This is a genomic window from Paenibacillus algorifonticola, assembly GCF_050481745.1.
Classification (GTDB): domain Bacteria; phylum Bacillota; class Bacilli; order Paenibacillales; family Paenibacillaceae; genus Pristimantibacillus; species Pristimantibacillus algorifonticola_A.
Genome location: NZ_JBCNGR010000017.1, coordinates 44236 through 63801, shown reverse-complemented (window position 1 = coordinate 63801; position 19566 = coordinate 44236). Strand labels below are relative to the sequence as shown.

Genomic DNA, 19566 nt, shown 5'->3' with positions numbered 1-19566 from the left:
AAGGAAGCGGCCTCCGTCCGATGGAGCTTAGGACGAAGGCCGCTTTCTGTTTTTTATTGCAGCATTTTTATAGCAGCTTCTCAATATCTTCCTTCATACTGAGCGGCTCATCTGTCGATTCGAAACGCTTGACGACACGGCCTTCACGGTCAATGAGGAACTTGGTGAAGTTCCATTTGATCGAGTCTCCATCCATAAAATGCGGCAGCTTTTCGGTCAAAAATGCGCTTAGCATTTTGCCGCTTGCTTCCGTTGTATCAAACCCGTTAAACGGCGCCTCTGCCGTCAAGTAGTTGAATAGCGGGTGTGCTGTTTCATCACGCACATCCGTCTTCGCGAACAGCGGGAAGGTTACGCCATAGTTCAGCTGGCAAAAGCTTTGTACATCCGAGTTTTCGCCAGGCTCCTGCTCGCCAAATTGATTGCTTGGGAATCCGAGTATTTCCAGGCCTTGATCCTTGTACTGCTCATAAAGCTTTTGCAAATCAGCATATTGGGGCGTAAAGCCGCATTTGCTCGCCGTATTGGCAATAATAACAACCTTGCCTTTATACTCCTCCAGGCTAACTGTCTTTCCTGCAATTGTATCCGCTTGATAATTATATATAGACATGAATGCACACTCCTATTTGTAGGTTTATTTTTCCGTCTTCCAACCTTTCTTCCAACCTGTCTTCCCGTCTGTCTTCACGCTTGGCAGCTGTTGTGGAGCACACTATCCGCTAGTCCGCATTTGACTTATTGCCCAGCCAATCTACAAACAGCGCATAATCCTGCTCAACTTGATCCGCATAGGACATCGCCCACTCTGCAATGAAGCGGCTAAAGGCCTCTTCGTCACTGCCCATCGCTTTGACAATTGCCTGCTCGCTGTGATAATCCAGAACGCCGCTTTGCACATCCCGATCCGCACGCGCATGCAGCTTCGCGGTCAGCTTGCCCATCGTCTCTGTCACGATCCGCATATCCTCCGCCGTCTCCAGCGATTCGAGCTTGAGCCGCTTTTTGTAGGGAGAGCGTTCACGCACATAAAACTGCCTGTTGCCAATCGTCAGGTGACCGAGATACGGATCAGCCTCATGGTGCATTGCCTGCTGGGTCATCGTCACGCGTTTGCCCTGATGCTCGAACGCTGTCCAGAACGAATCATCATAGGGCAGAAAATAAGCCGGAACCGCAACGCGCACCTCTTTCACTTCCAGCACAATATCATCCTCGTGCCCTTGCTCGCCGCTGCCCGCTTCAATCAGTACATAAAAACGGTCCAGCCCGATCGAGGCTGTTCCAGAGCCATGCTTAACCGCTATATCTTTAATGTGATAATGGGCAGCCTCCTGCGCATCATCAGCATGCAGGCTTTCCACATATTGCGGCCAAGCCTCAAGAAGCGCAGCACGCTCTTTTTCCGTTGGAGCGACGATCTCATCCGTATGGGCGAATTTGCGATGCTCCTGAACAAGCGCCGTAACCTTTTCCAAAAAATGCTGTTCCCGGCGCTTCTGCAGCTTGCGAAGCAGCTTCCTGACCTTGCCGCTTGCCCGCCCTTCATCCATCGCGAACGAAGCCGGATCATCCTTGCCCTTAACGAATTTCCACATTTGTTTCACATAGGCGCGCAGATAAGCTTCGATTTGCTCCTTCTGGGCTTCCTCCGACTCGCCTTTCATGCGGCACACAAGTGCGATGCTGACCGACATGCGCAGCAAATCATATAAATACGAGCCCAAATAGCCCTCGTCAAAATCATTCACATCATAGACAAGCGTCCCCTGCTCGTTACGGAAAGCTCCAAAATTTTCAAAATGCAAATCGCCCTGAATCCAGGTCGGACGCTCTGCCGGCGTGTGATAGGGAAACCATTCCCTCGTCACATCCATATAAAATAAATAGGCGCTGCCGCGAAAAAAGGAAAACGGGCTTATCGACATTTTGCGGTACTTTTCCTCCCGCTTCTCGCTGCCCAGTCTCATGATTTTATGATCAAATTCAGTAAGAACAGCGGTAATCGTCCGTTTCCGAAGCCTCTTTTGCGTAAGCTTTACACGTTCTGTCAATGATCCGTCCATTTCGGTTCCCCCTTAGGCAGCAGCTCTACCTTTTATCCGACTCCATCTATGAAGAAAGCTTGTACAATCTAAGATAATCATTGACCATCGCCAGCCGCCACGGAATAATCATGCCGAAGGCCACGAGATAGAACATCGCCCCCGTCTGCGGAATCGACATATATTGCTCCACAACGCTGTGCAGCGCCATTCGAATAATGAATAAGGTCAGCATGATGAAAATAAAAGCTTTGGAGCGCCTGACATAAATATCGGCATCAATACGCTCCAGCCGGGTCGATACGACCAGCGGAAAAGAAAATATCAATAGGCCCGTCCCGAATGCCGCGACCCCCCAGCCCCATGGAATATGAGTTATAGGTGCCAGGAACATCATAAAACCGGTCGACATGCCGACTGGCGGGATAATGATTTTACGAAGGGTAGTCGGCTGCTTGCCTGCCCGGATACGCAATAAGATGAGCATAAGCCCTGCGATAGCCGACATTATAATGAAGCCTACCTGAATCATTTCAGTAGACAGCTGCACCGCCCTTTTCCCCCTTACTCTTAAAAGAATGCCTTTTCTTTCTTTATCCTACTTCAAAAAACAGGCCGCTGCAAATATTGTCTAATCTCTTAAAACCGCTGGTTCTAGCGCGTTCTGAATAAAGCGGCCAACACCTCAGATGGCGTTCATTTGTGAAAAAAGAAATAAGGAACCAACGGCGGTCGTGAGAAAAACGCCCCCGATTGCATAACCAGCGCATTGAGGATGGCGAAGCGCTGGTGCTGATAAGGCTGCGCGAGGATGAGCTCACGTTCCAGCGGCCTGCGGCAACAGATTATGCTATTATGGTGCCTTCCGGCATATTCCACAACCTCGTTAACACCGGCAGCAAGCCGCTCAAAATTCACAGCATTTATGCGCCTGCTGAGCATCCATACGGCACAGTTCACAAAACAGCAGACGATGCAGACCGCGCCGAGCTGACCGAGCTGCTGGAGGATGATGACTAGATAGGGCCTTTATTTGTAACAACAGCATTGAAACCACAAATAATAGAAAAAGCTATCCCTGAAGCCGTTCAAAAACGGTGTAGGGGATAGCTTTTTTAATAACCTGCCTTCTATTCAATGCTAGCACTAGGCAGTATTTATACGAATCTAGTTATAGTAATTAACGGTAGGCGCAGGCTCGATTCCATTTGCATAGTAGAAATTCAAGTCGCTGACAAAATCAATAACCTTGTTCGTATTCAAGTCATAAACTAGAATTTGGGGATTTCCGAGCATGTCCAGCAAGCCGAACCGTCTTGGCGTTGTATACCCTTTCGTATCAACAAAGGTTTGAAAATATTGTGTTGGAGGGCCAGAGGCGAAAGTAGAATAGTGATACATGAATAAGGTATCTTCCTTCAATACTATAAGTACGGCATTGTTGGAGCTTGCATAAGTAGAATGATAGTCTACCGCCGTTGTAATATAATTCACTCGTGCATCTGAAATGCTATGAGTGCGCGATTGATAGTTGCCCCCATAAGAAAAATAATACTCTCTCTCCCAATCCAATTGCGGGTTCGTATTCGCAGCATTGGTCGTATTGGCAATCCGCTTATTGTTGAGATATAAATCATTATTCGAATACTTCCATACTACGGATTGCAACAGATTTGAAACGCTATTATAAGATATGGCGCCATTAGGAGCGGAAGCATTGGACTGGATATTATAGGTGTCTCCTACTGTGCCCGTAGAAGTTACTAATAGTCCAAAGTCGGCAGCCGGCAAATTGTTGGCAGCTGACAGATTGCCGCTTGTATTGCCGATGCCTGTCGGATAAGCCGTCCCCGTACTCCAATCAATCTGGTACAAATCTACACGGTAGCTGGCATTGGCAGATTGAGTCCGAAAAATGATGCTGCGTGCCGTCGCCAAACTAAAGAAATAAAAATTTTGCGGATTGCTCGCCGTTAATGAGCTGCTATAGAACAGGATATCTCCTTCCACATTATAATTTAAGCGGCTTGCCGCATACGCTGGATTCGGTTTTTTCAAAAGATCGGACGCACTGAGCGCTATACCGCTTTCCCAATCGGTTTGAATGCTTTCTACTTCCCCGATTAAATCAGGTTCTGCTTGAACAGCGGGCAGCAATTCGGGTTGATTAAAAGTGGCGGCTTCGGCTGAAATAGGAAGAGCCATTACGAAAAACAGCAAGAGAACTAAAAAAGGCGTAGTCACGTACTTTCTTTTCATTGTCATGGTTTTTTCCCTCCATCTTCTTTCATTTTTTATTAACCTCCCTTATCTGCCTATTAGGTTCCAATCAATTATGTTATAAAATAAGGAAATTATGTTAATCTCAATTCATATTTTAATATAGTTACCAATAACATTCAATACAAATTTATACAAAAACACTTTTTATAATACCACAATGAATACTGAGAATAGGCTGCATGACGCTAAGAATAAAGCTTGACGGCGGTTCCAGCCTCGTTTTAAAATATAGTTAGTCGACAAACTAATTTCTGTATGATGTTCAAAAAGAGAGGGGTGCCGCTATGCCATTTCGCAGAGGGCCTGACCATATTACGCGGATTCTCCGCCATTTAACCCGCCAGCATCAGAAGCAGCTGCATGCCCAACTCCAGGATTATGATCTTTATCCGGGGCAGCCGCCGCTGATGTTCGCCTTGGAGCGTGGACCGGGACGGAGCCAGAACGAGCTGGCACAGGAGCTTGATATTAAAGCGGCAACGCTTACCGTGATGCTGAACCGGATGGAGAAGAACGGCATTGTCCGCAGGGAAGCCGATCAACGTGATCAGCGTGTGTCGCGCATTTTTATGACCGACAAAGGAAAAGCGATGCTTGGCAAGCTGCGCGAGACGCTTCAACTTCTGGAAGAGCAGTCGCTGCAAGGCTTCAGCGAGGAAGAAAAACAAATCCTCAAAGGGATGCTGCACCGAATTGGCGATAATATAAACGCGATGAACCCTGCCGAGGGAAATCAAGATTAGAGGAAGTGGACGATGATCAAGCTTGCGCGATATTTGAAACCTCACTGGGCCGCTGTATTGCTTGCCCCCTTGCTGATGGTTTTGGAAGTATGCATGGACCTGCTCCAGCCTAAGCTGATGGCGAGCATTGTCGATGAAGGCATCATTAAAGGAAATTTAAGCCATATCAAAATAACAGGCTTATATATGCTTGCAGCCGCATTAGTGGGCCTGATTGGCGGGGTTGGCTGCACCGTATACTCCAGCATTGCCTCGCAAAAATTCGGAGCCGATCTGCGCGGCGATTTGTTCCGCAAGGTACAGACGTTTTCCTTCCGAAACCTGGATGAGCTTAAGACCGGATCGTTGATTACGCGGCTTACGAGCGATATTGTCCAGCTCCAGACAATGGTGCAAATGCTGCTGCGCATTTTTGTCAGATCGCCAATGCTGGCCATTGGCAGCATTATTATGACGATTACTATCAGCCCGAAGCTTGCGCTCATTCTCGCCATTGTCGTTCCGTTGCTGTTTATCGTCATGTTTGCGCTGATTCGCTCTACTCTGCCGCTGTTTGCGAGCATGCAGTCGAAGCTGGATGCAGTAAATACGGTGCTGCAAGAAAACTTTACCGGCATCCGGGTCGCCAAAGCATTTGTCCGCTCCACCTATGAGAACGAGCGGTTTGGCCGTGCGAATCGGGATTATACGGGCTCGGCTATTAAGGCGATGCAATTGGTCGCCATTAATATGCCGATTCTCACTTTTATTTTGAATGCGGCGATTGCTGCCGTGCTCTGGTATGGCGGTCTTGATGTGCAAAAAGGAGCGCTTCCCGTCGGCGACTTAATTGCTTTTATCAATTATGTGACCCAGGTCATGCTGTCGCTGTCGATGATCGGCATGATGCTCGTCCGTTTCTCAACGGCGAAGGTTTCTGCACAGCGCGTGCAGGAGGTGCTGGACACGTCATCGGAAATTCGCTCGGCTGATTCGGCTGCCCAACATAACGATACAGCGGGAGAAGTGGCGTTCGAGCATGTTTCATTCGCTTATGCGGGCATAACTGCGTCAGAGAATGCGTATGAGCTGCGCAACATTAGCTTTACGGCGAAGCCGGGACAGAAGCTTGCGCTGATTGGAGCCACCGGATCAGGCAAGTCTACGCTGGTCAGCCTGATTCCTCGGTTGTACGAAGCCACACAAGGGCGCGTGCTTCTGGACGGCGTTGATGTGCGCGACATCGAGCTTAATAGCCTGCGCAGCCATATTGGCATCGTGCTTCAGGAGTCGATTTTGTTCACGGGCACCATTCGTGAAAATATTTGCTTCGGCAAGCCAGAGGCCACCGAAGCCGAAATGCTTGCCGCCGCCAAGGCCGCGGCGGCGCATGATTTTATTACCCGCCTTCCCGAAGGGTATGACACGCAGCTTGGCCAGCGCGGCGTCAATTTGTCCGGCGGGCAGAAGCAGCGGCTGTCGATCGCTCGTGCGCTGCTGCTCCAGCCCTCGGTGCTCATTCTCGATGACAGCACGAGCGCCATCGACATGAGAACGGAGGCGCAGATCCAAGCAGCGCTGAGGCAGCTGATGCACGGACGCACCAGCATTATGATCGCGCAGCGCATTTCCTCCGTCATCGACGCCGATCATATTATTGTACTCGATGACGGGCAAATTGCCGCAGAGGGCACCCATAGCGAGCTGCTGTGCTCCTCTGAGCTTTATCAGGAAATTTACCAGTCGCAGGCTGGCAAGGAGGCGACCGTTCATGGCTGATCCTAAGCCTTTCTCTCCTGGTGAGCGCCCGTCAGCGTCAGCGTCAGCGCCGGCTCTGCCGAACCTTGGAATGCGCGGCGGTCCTCCGGGCATTCCAACTGCAAAAGCCAAACCCAAAAATACACTCCAGACGCTGCGTCGTATTTGGAACTACCTGAGCCGCTATAGCGCAACATTAATGAGCGTGCTGCTTGCAACGATAGGCGCAACGCTGCTGTCGCTCGCCGCGCCGTATCTCATTGGCCACGCCATCGACCAATACATCATTCCGCGCAGCTATGACGGACTGCTGTCGCTATGCTTCCTGCTGCTTGCCGTATATGCGGGCAGCTCCATCCTAACTTGGCTGCAGCAGAAGCTGGTTGTGAGCGCATCCCAAAATACGGTGCTGGACATGCGCCGCGACCTGTTCGGCCGCCTGCAGCTGCTGCCGCTTCGCTTCTTTGATGGCAAGACGAATGGAGAGCTGATGAGCCGAACAACGAACGATATCGAAAATGTGTCCAGTACGCTCAGCCAGAGCGTCACGCAGCTGTTATCCAGCGTCATCATGCTTGCAGGATCGCTCGCCATTATGCTGTCGCTCAATCTATGGCTGACCCTGCTTAGCATGGTAACGATACCGCTCGTGCTGCTGTTCACTAAGAAGGTGGCGGGTTTCACCCGCCGTTTCTTCTCCAAGCAGCAGCAGCATTTGGGCGAGCTGAATGGATTTATCGAGGAAACGGTCGCTGGGCAAAAGGTGGTGCAGGTGTACCGCCGCGAGCAGCGGGCCGCAGAGCAATTCGATAAAATGAACGGCGAGCTGACGAATGCGAGCATTCAAGCGCAAATTTATTCAGGAACAATCGGCCCATTCATGAACGTCATGAACAATCTCAGCTTCGCCCTTATTGCTGCAGTTGGCGGCTTTATGGCGCTGCATGACTGGACGACCGTCGGCATCATTGTCAGCTTCCTGAACTACTCGAAGCAATTCCAGCGTCCTTTGAACGAGCTTGCGAATCAGTTCAATTTGCTGCAATCTGCTGTGGCGAGCGCCGAGCGCGTATTTGAGCTGATCGATACCGATACAGAATACGAAGGCGATGGCACCAAGCAGCTTGCAGCTTGCACCGGCCATGTGCGCTTTGACAACGTATCGTTCAGCTACCGCGAAGGCCATCCAATTTTAAGCCATGTATCGCTCGAGGCCAAGCCTGGACAGATGATCGCACTCGTTGGTCCAACCGGAGCCGGCAAAACAACGATCATTAATTTGCTCACGCGCTTTTATGATATTGACCATGGCAAAATTACAATCGATGATGCCAATATTCGCGAGCTGGACCGCAACAGCCTGCGCCGCCAGCTTGGCATCGTGCTTCAGGACGCCTATGTGTTCTCCGATACCGTGCGCGAGAACCTGCGCTACGGGCGGCTTGACGCCACCGATGCGGAAATCGAGCAGGCGGCGCGGCTGGCGAACGCCCACAGCTTTATCAGCAAGCTGCCGCAGGGCTATGACACGCCGCTCACCGCTGGCGGCGGGAACCTCAGCCAAGGGCAGCGGCAGCTGCTCACCATCGCCCGCGCTGTGCTTGCCGATCCGTCCATCCTCATTCTGGATGAGGCGACAAGCAGCATCGATACGCGGACGGAAATGCATATACAGGCCGCCATGCGCAAGCTGATGGAAGGGCGTACCAGCTTTGTGATTGCCCACCGTCTCAGCACGATTCGCCAGGCGGATCAAATTCTCGTCATTGCGGACGGCGGCATTAAAGAGCGCGGCACGCATGACGAGCTGCTAGAACAGCAGGGCTTCTACTATGAGCTGTATATGAGCCAATTCCAGCGCAGCGGCTAGAGCCGCAAGCAAGGACAAAGAAGGCGAGCGGAGTGGTCTCCGCTCGCCTTTGCTTTATTTTCAGCAGGGTCTGTCTATTGGATAAGATCACTCATGGCCGCTTCTACTTTTTCAACCCGCCTGATAAAATAAGCAGCAGCTGCCGTTTGGGAAGGAACATATGCGCGGCCACATACAGGAGCAATGGCGGCAGGGCAATCCAATAACCGTACAGCCCTCCAATTGTCCTCATGACTGCCTCTCCTGATTGACTGAGTATCTCCGCGCTTCGTGTCATTTGCATAAACATCATTACAGGCGACCGATGAGTATCTGTAATGTACAGATAGGAAGGCACGAAGTTGCCGTAATTCAGCGCTGTTTGAAGCAGCAGCATGCCGCCTGCCGCGGACAGCAGCGTAAAAATAGATAGCTTGGCTTCCAGCCGCAGCACAGCGGCGACCGCCCAAACAGCCGCTGCCGAGAAGCTGGTGACTGTTACAACGGCAAACAACGTATTCAACATCCCCACCTCTCGAATGGTCATGTAACTGGATATTTTAAATGGTTGAACGGTTAATAGGGTAATGATTGAAAGGACAATAGAAGCTGACCACAAAATTATTTTTTGCTTGGATCTAAAGGCCCCAGCCATCGCCATTGCAATCACGACTGCCGGAATCGCTCCTGCCAGCGAAATGAGGAAATACAATAAAATGGAGGAGCCAAAAGACGGCCATCCCTGCTCTGGCAATGGCTCAAACGAGCCGCCTTCCACCCAGTAAGGCACAAAATAAATGATTGTAAATAAGGCAAAAACCACTGCTGCTGTAATGGCGCGTCCCGCATAACCAACCGTTTTCTCTAGCTCTCGTTCTCCGCGGAAAGTCGCCTTGTAAAGCAGGCGCAGCGGAATGAACAGGAGCAGCAAAGACACGGCCGACAGCAGCATTTGCAGCACATTGGCGGCGGCGCTGGAACTGAAGTTGGCCTGCATCAGTCCTGATCTTAATATATACGTGTCCAACACATCCGTTGAGCCCATAGTCACCGGATTCGACAACAGAAAGGTCATGGAAAACAAACCGCTGCCTATAAAGGCAAGCGATGAGAGGGCAAACAGGCCAGCCCCTTTGACTGGCAGCCAAGCATCCCTGCGGCTCTGGCCCTCACCCGCAGCAAAGATGATAGCGATAGGTATACCCGCATATTTCAAAGCGCTGAGCAGCGGATGCAGAATGCTCATTACCGATTCCTGCAAAAAAGGCTCGCTGCCAAGCACATACATCCACCAATGGCTGTAGACGCTGGCAGGCACAAGAACAATCAAGGCTCCCAGCATAACAACTCCCTGCCGCACCTTGGAAGGCAAGACAAGCAGAGCATACCCCGCTAGAGCCCCAAGCACAAATACGAGGCCCGCAAACTTCAGGTTAAAGGCGATTGTGTTGCCTATAACATGCATAAACTCAGATGATTCCATTAAAGCTCGCAAATGTTGAAGCCCGACCCAAGCCGAGTCCGTCATGCCAGCAAACGGTTTATAATCCTTCATGCTCATCATGATTTCTTTCCCAAAGCCAACCAATGCCATCAATAAACCGATACCCAAAACAAGCAAAGAAACTAGCGTATAAACCTTTGATCCTGTAGTTTCGCTATCATTATTGGTTGGAACTACATGCCCGGCATACGGGTTCTCAGTACTCATCGCTGTTCACATCCCGTTCTTTTATAATCGCCATTTCCGAAACAATATTAACCATAAAACGCATTTATTACAACACCTTTTTAAAGTTTGTGAAAATAGGAAATTTGATTTCCGCCCCTTCACGATAGGAACATTGCTCCTTAGTGACGCACTCATCAAAAACCTTTCCGCTCCATTAAACGAGCCTTTTCCCTATATTGATCAGGAGAAGACTCGTTGATTTTTTGCTATAATCTATTGAGGGAAGCGCCTTTCGGCAGCTTCTGCGTTCAAATTCCACAATGGGAGTGTTAACTCGGCATGATCATCAAATTCATTCGTTTGCGTTAATGAGAGGTACAGCAGGATGAGCCAAGCTTTTTTCGTGCAAAAGGGCTAGGTTTATTTGTCTGTGCCTTCTTTCATTTACTCAAATCAAATGAATGAGGTGCTTTTTGTAATGCGTGAAAATAGAAAAAAGCTTGCGGTGGCGTTAACCTCCCCCGCTTATTCCAATTTGCTCCGCTGCCCGATGTGCACAGGCTCTATGCAGCTGCGGGACGGCCGAAGCCTGGTGTGCAGCAGCAAGCATAGTTACGATCTTTCGAAGCATGGCTATGTCCATTTTCTAAGCCGCCCTGTGCGGACAAAATACGAAAAAACGCTATTCGAGGCGCGGAAAAAGGTGATGGACAGCGGCTTCTTCGCTCCCGTCCTCTCCCATATTTCCGAGAGCATAAACGGCTCGTGGCAGGATCGGACTGGGCCTATCAGGCTGCTGGACGCTGGATGCGGGGAAGGCTCGCATTTGTCCATGCTTCAGCAGCAGCTCAGCCGCAGTTCAGATACTGCGGTGCTGGCGGCAGGCCTGGATATTTCCAAGGATGCAATAGCGCTTGCGTCGAAAAATAACGGCGAAGCATTCTGGTGCGTCGCAGACCTTTCTCACAGCCCTTTTGCCGACCACTCCTTTGATTTCATCTTCAGTATCCTATCACCTTCCAATTATGCCGAGTTCCAGCGGCTGCTTGCTGATACAGGCAATGTCATTAAAGTTTTTCCTGGACCTGATTATTTAAAGGAGCTGCGCTCCTTGCTATACAACAGCACAGATAGCAGCCACAGCACGAATCTTAAAAGGAACGTTTACGATAACCTTGCGACTATAGAGCGTTTTAGCGAATATTTTGAAGTGCTGGGCAGCCGGCGGCTGCACTACCGCTTTCTTTTGCACCAGCCGCTGATTGAGCCTTTCATTGCTATGACGCCATTGTCCTGGGGAATGAAGGAATCGCTTGTACAACAAATAAAGCAGAGGCCTACGCTTGAAGTGACAGTCGACTTGACGGTCATCATTGGGGGTAGAAAAACAGCTGTTTACTAGCAGCTATAGCTTAATTCCCCAACTGCTTGATGCAGGAGGAAAATAAAAGCAAACAGGCGGAGCCCCCATTTGCCGGGGGACCCGCCTGTTTGTTCTGCCGTTTTTCTGACATTTGTCTGCCGCTTTATTCTTCTATTCCATATAAAAGCTTCCTTTTCTGCTGTACCTTGAGTCCGCTTAACGCTGTGGCATATGCATGCGAATATCTACGCCAAGCCCTTCGGACAGTCTCATCCCAAGCTCCACGTTGGCCCGGAAAAAGTTGCAAATGGCACGCAACTGAATATCTGCATTTGTCTGCCCCAAATCATGAACCAAATTTTTCACTAAATTGTCCTGCTGTGGACCCGTAAGGGAAAGATAGCGTTCGCCTGCCTGCGTGAAATCATCGGTTTTATCGATTTTCTGACGGCCGGCAAAGCCGTGAACAGGAACAGTATGGTCAGCGTGACCCCGCTCGGCTTCCTGCGGACTTGTGCTCAAGCTGTTCGGCTCATAATTGACGCTGGAGGAATCGGCCTTCATCGTCATCGCTCCGTCGCGCTGGTGATTGCGGGCAGGCGCATACGGGCAGTTGACCGGAATGTGCAAATAGTTCGCGCCCAAACGGTAGCGCTGTGTATCCGGATAGGAAAATAAGCGGCCTTGCAGCAATTTATCCTCCGACGGCTCAATGCCTGGCACCAAGGCGCTCGGTGAGAACGCTGACTGCTCTACCTCGGCAAAATAATTTTCCGGGTTGCGATCCAGCGTCATCGTTCCGACTTTATGCAGCGGGTACATGTCCTCTGGCCACGTCTTGGTCGGATCGAGCGGGTCAAAGGAGTAACGCTCCATATGCTCAGGAGGCAGCAATTGCACATGCAAATCCCATTGCGGAAAATCTCCTTTTTCGATTGCATCATATAAATCCCTTGTTGCATGGTTAAAATCGCGCCCCTGCATCTCAGACGCTTCCTCAGCGGTGAAATTGCGCACCCCCTGCTTCGATTTCCAGTGGTATTTCACATACGTTATCTTGCCTTCGGCATTTTGCCACTTGAACGCATGCACGCCAAAGCCGTCCATTTCACGGTAGTTCGCTGGCGTGCCATCGTCAGAAAACAGCCACGTCAGCATATGCGTCGATTCCGGCGACAGCGTCATAAAATCCCAATAGCGGCCTGGCTCCTGCACGTTCGTCTGTGGCGACGGCTTCAGTGAATGCACCATATCCGGAAATTTCATCGCATCGCGAATGAAGAATACCGGAAGATGGTTGCCCACTATGTCCATATTGCCCTCTTGCGTATAAAACTTCACCGCAAAGCCGCGCGGATCACGCGCCGTCTCAGGTGAACCCGTTCCATGAATGACGGTCGAAAAACGGACAAATACCGGCGTCTCCACTCCCGCCTCCTGCAAGAAATGAGCTTTCGTATGAGCAGCCATGCTGTTCTCTACACGGAATACGCCATGCGCGCCAGCGCCTCTGGCATGGACAACCCGCTCCGGAATACGCTCGCGGTCAAAATGCGCCAGCTTCTCCAGCAGATGATAGTCCTCCAGCAGCGTTGGGCCGCGCTGTCCGGCTGTACGTGAATTTTGGTTATCAGCAACAGGCGCGCCTTGATTGGTCGTCATGTAGTTCGCATTCGATTGGGGATTCGTATTGGACGTATTGGTCATCGTTTTTACCTCCGAGTTGGATTTAGACTTGGTCTAAATATTTACCCTTATTATAGCGACGCCAAACGACGCCTGTCATGAATATTGGATGAACGTATGATGAAGGTTGGATGAACACGCCGCAGCAAGGCAGGCCTCACCATAAGACAGCCCTGCATCCGCAATTGACAAGAAAGCCATAAAAAAAACCACTGAAGGCCGCTAGAGCCATCAGTGGTCTTATCATTACGACGTTGCAGCTTCATCCGCCAGCCGGTAGCCCGCGCCCCGCACCGTCACAATATATTTCGGCGCTACTGCGCTGTCCTTCAGCTTCTTGCGGAGCGACTTAATATGCACATCGACGACATTGCTGCCGCCGAGAAACTGACTGCCCCAGACCGAATCGAACATTGTCTCACGCGAGAGCACGGAGCCGTCGGACGTAATAAACATAAGCAGCAGATCGTATTCGGTCTTCGTCAAATCAATGCGCTGCTCGCCGCGGAATACGGCCATTCTTTTCAGATCGACCGTCAAATCCTTATAGTTGTAGCCGGATACGACGACCGGGCTTGATTGCGGCTGCTGGTCCATTATACGGTTGATCTGGTTAACGGCCTCCTGCGGTGCAGCCGGCCATTCAATCATAGCAGCGGCATCGGGCAGCAGATGGCGGATCACGCCTGCCGGAGCACCTGCCAGAAATAAAATCGGCACTCCCTTAAGATGCGCCGTATGCTGCAAAGCAGCCTGCAGCGCTTCTACCGCATCCGTATGTCCTTGGACATACGGCGTCGCATCATAAATCAGCAGCTCGGGCTGCAAGCTGTGCACGAACGCTTTATTCAAATCATGCAGCGTAAATAAATCAAAGCAATCTGCCGCAAGCAGCTGCAGAAGACTATGAACCCGCTGCGGGAACGGGCTGACGACCATAACCCGCTTCGTCATGGAGCAGACCGCTCCTTCCGGTAGAATGCCCTCGCCGAGCTGCTCCGTAAAATCCGGCTCAAAGCTGTCCTGGCGTGGCCGGGCGAGCTTTTTCCCATTTAAAGCTGTCTGTTTGTCCTGATTCGTTACGACTGGCTCGCGCATGACTCGCAAACCCCCTCTAACACAATATGTGAATGGTGAATTATGAATCTGGTTTCCTCCGCAACTCGGCGAGTCCACTCCTGCGGCACCTCAATCATTACTTCTTCAATACGCCCACATTTGCTGCACATGACATGCTGGTGCTCTTCCGTACGCCCGTCGTAGCGGCTAACCGCCTCTCCAAGCTTGAGCTCACGGATAACCCCTGCATCGGTTAAATAACGAAGCGAATTGTACACCGTCCCGTAAGCAAAGTTGAAGCCTTTGTTTCGCAAACGCTCAATTATATCGGCTGCTGCCGGATGGTCGTGAGATTGCTGGATAACGTCCAAAATCGCCTTGCGCTGGACCGTTAAATTTAGCTTTGCCATAAGGCCTTCATTCCTTCAATTTTTGATTTAGACTAAGTATAATTCTGTTGTCAAAATCGGTCAACCCCACCTCTATACCCTAATGGCCTATTGCCAGAAGCAAGCTGAATCCAAGTACTCACGACTTTAAGATCATTTTGCAAAAAATGAGGAATTTAAATATTCTGAATATTTACAAATTTCAAATAATAAGATATGATGAACCTATCCTAAACGAGAGGGGATAGCCCATTGGAGTAGCGTAAGCGAAGCATGTCACCTATTTAAGCGGAAAGGAGATTGCAAGGATCATCCGGACATGCGGGAACTCACCATAATGAGCAAGCAAGATTGCAGCACCGTCACTCGGTCAGGTAATACAAGCAACACAAGTAATACTTAACTTTGATAGTTTGGTTTTCAATGAGAATTCATTCGGTTGTGGCAAGCGCAATAATGAATGGAAGTTGTACATGGAAATGCGAACTTTGGAATGGAGCGTTTGAATAAATTGAATAGAAGTGAGTCAGAAAGTTAAAGGGATTCCGGTTATCATCGATAAGCGGAATCCCTTTATGCTGTCCTAAAGAATCGGTGAGAGCAGCCGGCTAATCGACTCCTTGAAGCGTTCAAACAGCGGACGTTTTGCAAACTCGTCTTTCTGGAGCTTGATGCTATTTTCAATATCCGCCTCGAAAATCTTCTTTAATTGTCCCGCGGTACTTTCCTCATAAATAAAAGCGTTCATTTCAAAATTCAGTTTAAAGCTGCGAATATCAATATTTGCTGTTCCCACCGAAGCGATCTTGCCATCGATGACAATCGTTTTGGCATGCAGGAAGCCTTTTTCATACAAATAGCATTCAATGCCGCCTGCCAGCAGCTCGGCCATATAGGCACGGGTCGCCCAATAAACAAAGAAATGATCGCGCTTTTTCGGAATCATTACCTGTACCTTCACACCTGATTGCACGGCAATTTTCAGGGCGGTCATTAAGCTTTCGTCTGGCACAAAATATGGGGTTTGCAGGCAAATCGATCGTTTCGCCGAATAAATCATTTTAATATAAGCATCTTTAATTTGCTGCTCCTCGGAATCCGGGCCGCTGGCTACAACCTGCATCCCAATGCCTCCACCTTCTTTGACCACCGGAAAGTAGCTGCGATTCAGTTCCACCGTACCGGAGGACGCGAGATTCCAATCCATGAGAAACTGCGCCTGCATTTGATGCACGGCATGTCCATTCACCCGCAAATGCGTATCCCGCCACTCGCCGAAATGCTTGTCCAACCCCAAATATTCGTCTCCTACATTAAATCCGCCAATATAGCCGGTCATGCCGTCGATGATGGCCAGCTTGCGATGATTGCGATAGTTCAGCTTTAAATTTACATATGGAATGCGCGAGGGGAAAAAAGCTTGCGCCTTGCCGCCCGCTTCCCGAAGCTTGTTGAAAAACGACCGCGGAAGCCCCGAGCTTCCGATGTGGTCATAGAGAAACTTCACCTCTACCCCTTGCTGCGCCTTCGCGACCAACGCTCTGAGAAGCCTGTTGCCCAGCACATCATTACGCACAATGTAATATACCAGATGAATATGATGCTCTGCGGAGGCGATATCCGCAATGAGCGCATCGAATTTTTCGTTGCCCTCGGTATAGATGCGAATGGCGTTATTTTGTGAGAACAAGGCGTAGCTGCTGACCAAATTCATAAAAATCATATCCCGGTAGTCGTTCGTCCCAGCATCATGAAAAATGCTGTTGCGATCCTGAAGCTGAAGCTTCTGCCGATCTACGGTATCTTCTATGATACGCTGGCTGTCTCCGAGCAGCTTGAACAATTTGCGCTTGCGCAGCTGCTGGCCGAGAATCAAATAAAGAATAAAACCGAATACAGGAATGAAAGATAATACCATAATCCAAGCCCAGGTAGAGCTGACGTTGCGTCTCTCCAGGAAGACAAGGGCGAAAGCGAGCAATATATTCAGCAAGGTGAAGATGAAATAAAAATCTTGAAACATAGTCATCGCTAAAGCTCCCCCGTTATGCTATTTACAACATGCACATTTTTTTATAATTAATCAAATCATACTCTATGGGCGGTATATGTTCAAACATGAAAGTATGCTACAATTTTTCAAAAGAACTGCTGGAGCGGCATGGGAGGAACAACAATGGATTTACGCAAGCTACGATTGGACGAACCTGCGCTGGGAACTTTCAGTGAAGAACGAGACGAATATGAACGGGATTATGCCCGCTTGATTCAATCCCCCGCTTTTCGCAGGCTGCAGGGAAAATCACAGGTGTTCGGCGCTGGTTCTGGCGATTATTACCGCACGCGTCTGACGCACTCGCTTGAAGTTTCCCAAATCGCCCGTGAGGTTGCGCGGAGACTGGGCAAGCAATATGCCTTTTTAGCTAAAAAAGAGCATCCCGGCCTCATGCTCGATCCCGCCGTCGTCGAAATTGCGGCACTGGCTCATGACCTCGGCCATCCGCCATTCGGCCACAAAGGCGAAGAGGTGCTCGATCACCTGCTTCATGAAGAGCATGGCATGACCTATGAAGGCAATGCGCAAAACTTCCGCATCCTCATGTTTCTGGAGAAGCGCGCCGGCAGCGGCAGCGGGCTTGATCTGACCGCAGCCGTGCTGCTGGCTACAAATAAATACCCCTATTCGCTGGATGAGCCTGGCCGGCTTAAAGGGCTGTACAGCTCCGAATGGGCCGATATTGAGCAGCTGCGCGATTCGTGGAAAATGCCCAAGGGCCGCTCGACGCTTGAAGCCCAGCTCATGGATTTATGCGATGATATCGCCTATTCCACGCATGATATCGAGGATGGCATCCGGGCAGGCAAAATTCAGATGAATCGCACGTTTTTTGAAGACCAGCGCCTGATTGACCATCTGGTACAGGAAATTGTCGAGGACCAGGGCAATATGGAGGTTGGCTGGAATCAGGTTGATATTCCCGCGATGGTGAAGAAGGTGCTCGCCGCTTATTTGGAGCAATGGGAAGAGCTGTATGCGCTGTACGATCAGGAAACGTCGCGCACGCGCAGGGAGATGAAAGCGCGCTGGGTCAGCGTTTTTGCCGGAAAGGTCGGCATTATTGACTCTTCTACCCCAGGCTGGAAGAAGGTTACCTTCGTCAAGGATGGACAGCAGGATCTGGAGCTGCTGCGGACGATGGAAATTCTCAAGAAGCTGGCTTGGGTGACGCTGATTAAAGATTTCCGCGTCCAGCGTTTGCAAAAACGCAGCGAAATTATGATTCGCAGACTGTGGGAGAGCTTCCGCATCCCAGAGAATGGACGACTCATCATTCCGCCTGACTGGATTGCTAACTATGAGCAGCACAAGCAGAACTGGACTTGGCCGCGCTTCGTCGCGGACTATATTTCCGGCATGACCGACGCTTATGCGGAGAAGGTCTATGCCGAGCTTTATGCTAGCAAGTCTGGCTCTATTTATGAAATGGACTAGCGTGACATTTAAAGGGTCGTTCTAGAAATGTTGGTGAAAAAAGAGGCTGCGCTGCATGAAAAGGTTGGCTTCCGATCGCCATTGCCCTTGAATGTTTTTGAATAAGCCACCCATGGTGGACATTCAAGGGCAAAAGCATATGCTAACGATGCTGCTTTCCTACGGAAAGCTTTAAGCGAACGCTAACGCTTCTATAGTCCAACCTTTTCATTCCGCTCCGCCCTCTTTCACCGTTTTCTAGAAAAAACATTATAAATATACTGCTTAATTATGGTACTTAAGCACAAAAAGAGATGAAGCGTGTCAGCCTCATCTCTTTCTTTTTTCCAAAATAAATCGGAAGCCTCTGTGTAATAATACCCACATAGTAAGGCTTGAATCATTTCAGTCACAGCTACCCTTACATTGTTAGGCGCAGCAAAAGTAAACCGCATAGCCTGTGTATAAAAACCCAGTTGGTATGCCTATTCACGTCAGATTTAGCTCAGTGCCGCAGGTAAACTCATTTATATATTTGAAAAGAGATTTAGCTTATGTGACTAACAAAATTTACTACCCTGTGAACAAGAAAATAATCAATGAAAATGAGCCTCTAGAACCCCTTCTAAGGCTTATTTTCATTGTACAGATAAATGTCATGAAATGAAAACTACCGAGATGATGATAATACCCATAGGATTCCTTCAACGGTCTTATAAATGTTTAGATAAAGGACTATTGACAGCAAGAATCAGACAATTTTCATTCAAGGGATACTATAGTATTAATATATCCATTTTCAAAATATTAGTTTATCTATATATTATAATTTGACATAAAAGAAATATAGAGTTATAGTAATGTTCGTTGTCATAATACCAATTGGAGGAATTTAAATGAAAAAAATGATTCTTACTGTTTGCGCTAGTTTCGTCCTTGTATCTGGAATATCTTTCAGCGGGATAGCTACTGTGACCCCCAAAGCTTCTGCTACAGTTATTACTATAATTGCTGAACTCGAAAGACTGGAAGCAATTAAAATTATTCCCAATTCACTTAAAGATTCAGATGATAAAGTTATCCTAGATAAGTTCAGTGAGAGCGTAAAAGGAAAAGTGGCCTATAAGGAGCCAAAAACTGGATGGACCATCGAAAAAGATACTGCTGGGCATGGTGGACGGAAATGGAAACTAAAAAATAAAAGCGGAGATAGAGTTGCATCTTTGGATGAGAATGGTAAAGTATTAAGTAAGTAAATCCTGGAAGGT

Annotated in this window: 16 protein-coding genes; 7 read left to right on the top strand and 9 right to left on the bottom strand. The window is 49.3% G+C overall.

Features of this window, described 5'->3' with window-relative positions; translation table 11 throughout:
• Positions 1–67: 67 nt before the first annotated feature.
• The 3 genes from ABEW34_RS16535 to ABEW34_RS16525 all read right to left on the bottom strand — a co-directional run bounded on the left by ABEW34_RS16535 (position 68) and on the right by ABEW34_RS16525 (position 2595).
• Positions 68–613 (bottom strand): glutathione peroxidase, encoded by a 546-nt coding sequence (locus tag ABEW34_RS16535; protein ID WP_430160276.1) that lies wholly within the window; start codon positions 611–613, stop codon positions 68–70.
• Positions 614–722: 109 nt separating this feature from the next.
• The gene (locus ABEW34_RS16530) at positions 723–2066 is read right to left on the bottom strand and encodes a DUF2252 domain-containing protein (protein WP_430160275.1); all 1344 of its coding nucleotides are present in this window, start codon (positions 2064–2066) and stop codon (positions 723–725) included.
• 46 nt (positions 2067–2112) lie between these two features.
• A complete protein-coding gene (locus ABEW34_RS16525) occupies positions 2113–2595 on the bottom strand; it encodes a CcdC family protein (protein WP_430160274.1) in 483 nt (160 codons plus the stop codon).
• 203 nt (positions 2596–2798) lie between these two features.
• Here ABEW34_RS16525 and ABEW34_RS16520 point away from each other — a divergent pair, with 203 nt between their 5' ends.
• Positions 2799–3065, top strand: a complete 267-nt coding sequence (locus ABEW34_RS16520; protein WP_430160273.1) for a hypothetical protein — start codon at positions 2799–2801, stop codon at positions 3063–3065.
• A 147-nt stretch (positions 3066–3212) separates the two neighbouring features.
• On the opposite strand, the gene ABEW34_RS16515 is transcribed toward ABEW34_RS16520, so the two are convergent.
• A complete protein-coding gene (locus ABEW34_RS16515) occupies positions 3213–4310 on the bottom strand; it encodes a hypothetical protein (protein ID WP_430160272.1) in 1098 nt (365 codons plus the stop codon).
• Positions 4311–4612: 302 nt separating this feature from the next.
• Between ABEW34_RS16515 and ABEW34_RS16510 the strand changes: the two genes are divergently transcribed.
• From ABEW34_RS16510 to ABEW34_RS16500, 3 genes are read left to right on the top strand one after another with little or no spacing between them, the layout of a single operon-like run.
• A complete protein-coding gene (locus tag ABEW34_RS16510) occupies positions 4613–5071 on the top strand; it encodes a MarR family winged helix-turn-helix transcriptional regulator (protein ID WP_430160271.1) in 459 nt (152 codons plus the stop codon).
• 12 nt (positions 5072–5083) lie between these two features.
• The gene (locus ABEW34_RS16505; RefSeq protein WP_430160270.1) at positions 5084–6829 is read left to right on the top strand and encodes an ABC transporter ATP-binding protein; all 1746 of its coding nucleotides are present in this window, start codon (positions 5084–5086) and stop codon (positions 6827–6829) included.
• Positions 6822–8678 carry an ABC transporter ATP-binding protein gene (locus ABEW34_RS16500; RefSeq protein WP_430160269.1) on the top strand — a complete coding sequence of 619 codons (1857 nt, stop codon included), beginning with the start codon at positions 6822–6824 and terminating at the stop codon, positions 8676–8678. Before ABEW34_RS16505 ends, ABEW34_RS16500 begins: the two co-directional genes overlap by 8 nt.
• A gap of 103 nt (positions 8679–8781) precedes the next feature.
• Here the strand turns inward: ABEW34_RS16500 and ABEW34_RS16495 are convergent, their stop codons facing one another.
• Positions 8782–10368 carry a hypothetical protein gene (locus ABEW34_RS16495; protein WP_430160268.1) on the bottom strand — a complete coding sequence of 529 codons (1587 nt, stop codon included), beginning with the start codon at positions 10366–10368 and terminating at the stop codon, positions 8782–8784.
• Between the two features lie 439 nt (positions 10369–10807).
• On the opposite strand from ABEW34_RS16495, the gene ABEW34_RS16490 reads away from it, so the two are divergent.
• A complete protein-coding gene (locus ABEW34_RS16490) occupies positions 10808–11731 on the top strand; it encodes a methyltransferase domain-containing protein (protein ID WP_430160267.1) in 924 nt (307 codons plus the stop codon).
• Positions 11732–11908: 177 nt separating this feature from the next.
• On the opposite strand, the gene ABEW34_RS16485 is transcribed toward ABEW34_RS16490, so the two are convergent.
• The 4 genes from ABEW34_RS16485 to cls all read right to left on the bottom strand — a co-directional run bounded on the left by ABEW34_RS16485 (position 11909) and on the right by cls (position 16855).
• Positions 11909–13399, bottom strand: a complete 1491-nt coding sequence (locus ABEW34_RS16485; RefSeq protein WP_430160266.1) for a catalase — start codon at positions 13397–13399, stop codon at positions 11909–11911.
• A 225-nt stretch (positions 13400–13624) separates the two neighbouring features.
• Positions 13625–14476 (bottom strand): winged helix-turn-helix transcriptional regulator, encoded by an 852-nt coding sequence (locus tag ABEW34_RS16480; RefSeq protein WP_430160265.1) that lies wholly within the window; start codon positions 14474–14476, stop codon positions 13625–13627.
• Positions 14458–14847: a Fur family transcriptional regulator gene (locus tag ABEW34_RS16475; RefSeq protein WP_430160264.1), complete on the bottom strand. Its 390-nt coding sequence runs from the start codon at positions 14845–14847 to the stop codon at positions 14458–14460. The genes ABEW34_RS16480 and ABEW34_RS16475 overlap by 19 nt, the downstream gene beginning before the upstream one ends.
• A 562-nt stretch (positions 14848–15409) precedes the next feature.
• Positions 15410–16855 carry a cardiolipin synthase gene (gene cls, locus ABEW34_RS16470; RefSeq protein ID WP_430160263.1) on the bottom strand — a complete coding sequence of 482 codons (1446 nt, stop codon included), beginning with the start codon at positions 16853–16855 and terminating at the stop codon, positions 15410–15412.
• 147 nt (positions 16856–17002) lie between these two features.
• On the opposite strand from cls, the gene ABEW34_RS16465 reads away from it, so the two are divergent.
• Both ABEW34_RS16465 and ABEW34_RS16460 read left to right on the top strand, forming a co-directional pair.
• The gene (locus ABEW34_RS16465) at positions 17003–18319 is read left to right on the top strand and encodes a deoxyguanosinetriphosphate triphosphohydrolase family protein (RefSeq protein WP_430160262.1); all 1317 of its coding nucleotides are present in this window, start codon (positions 17003–17005) and stop codon (positions 18317–18319) included.
• 875 nt (positions 18320–19194) lie between these two features.
• Positions 19195–19554: a hypothetical protein gene (locus ABEW34_RS16460; RefSeq protein WP_430160261.1), complete on the top strand. Its 360-nt coding sequence runs from the start codon at positions 19195–19197 to the stop codon at positions 19552–19554.
• Positions 19555–19566: the final 12 nt, after the last annotated feature.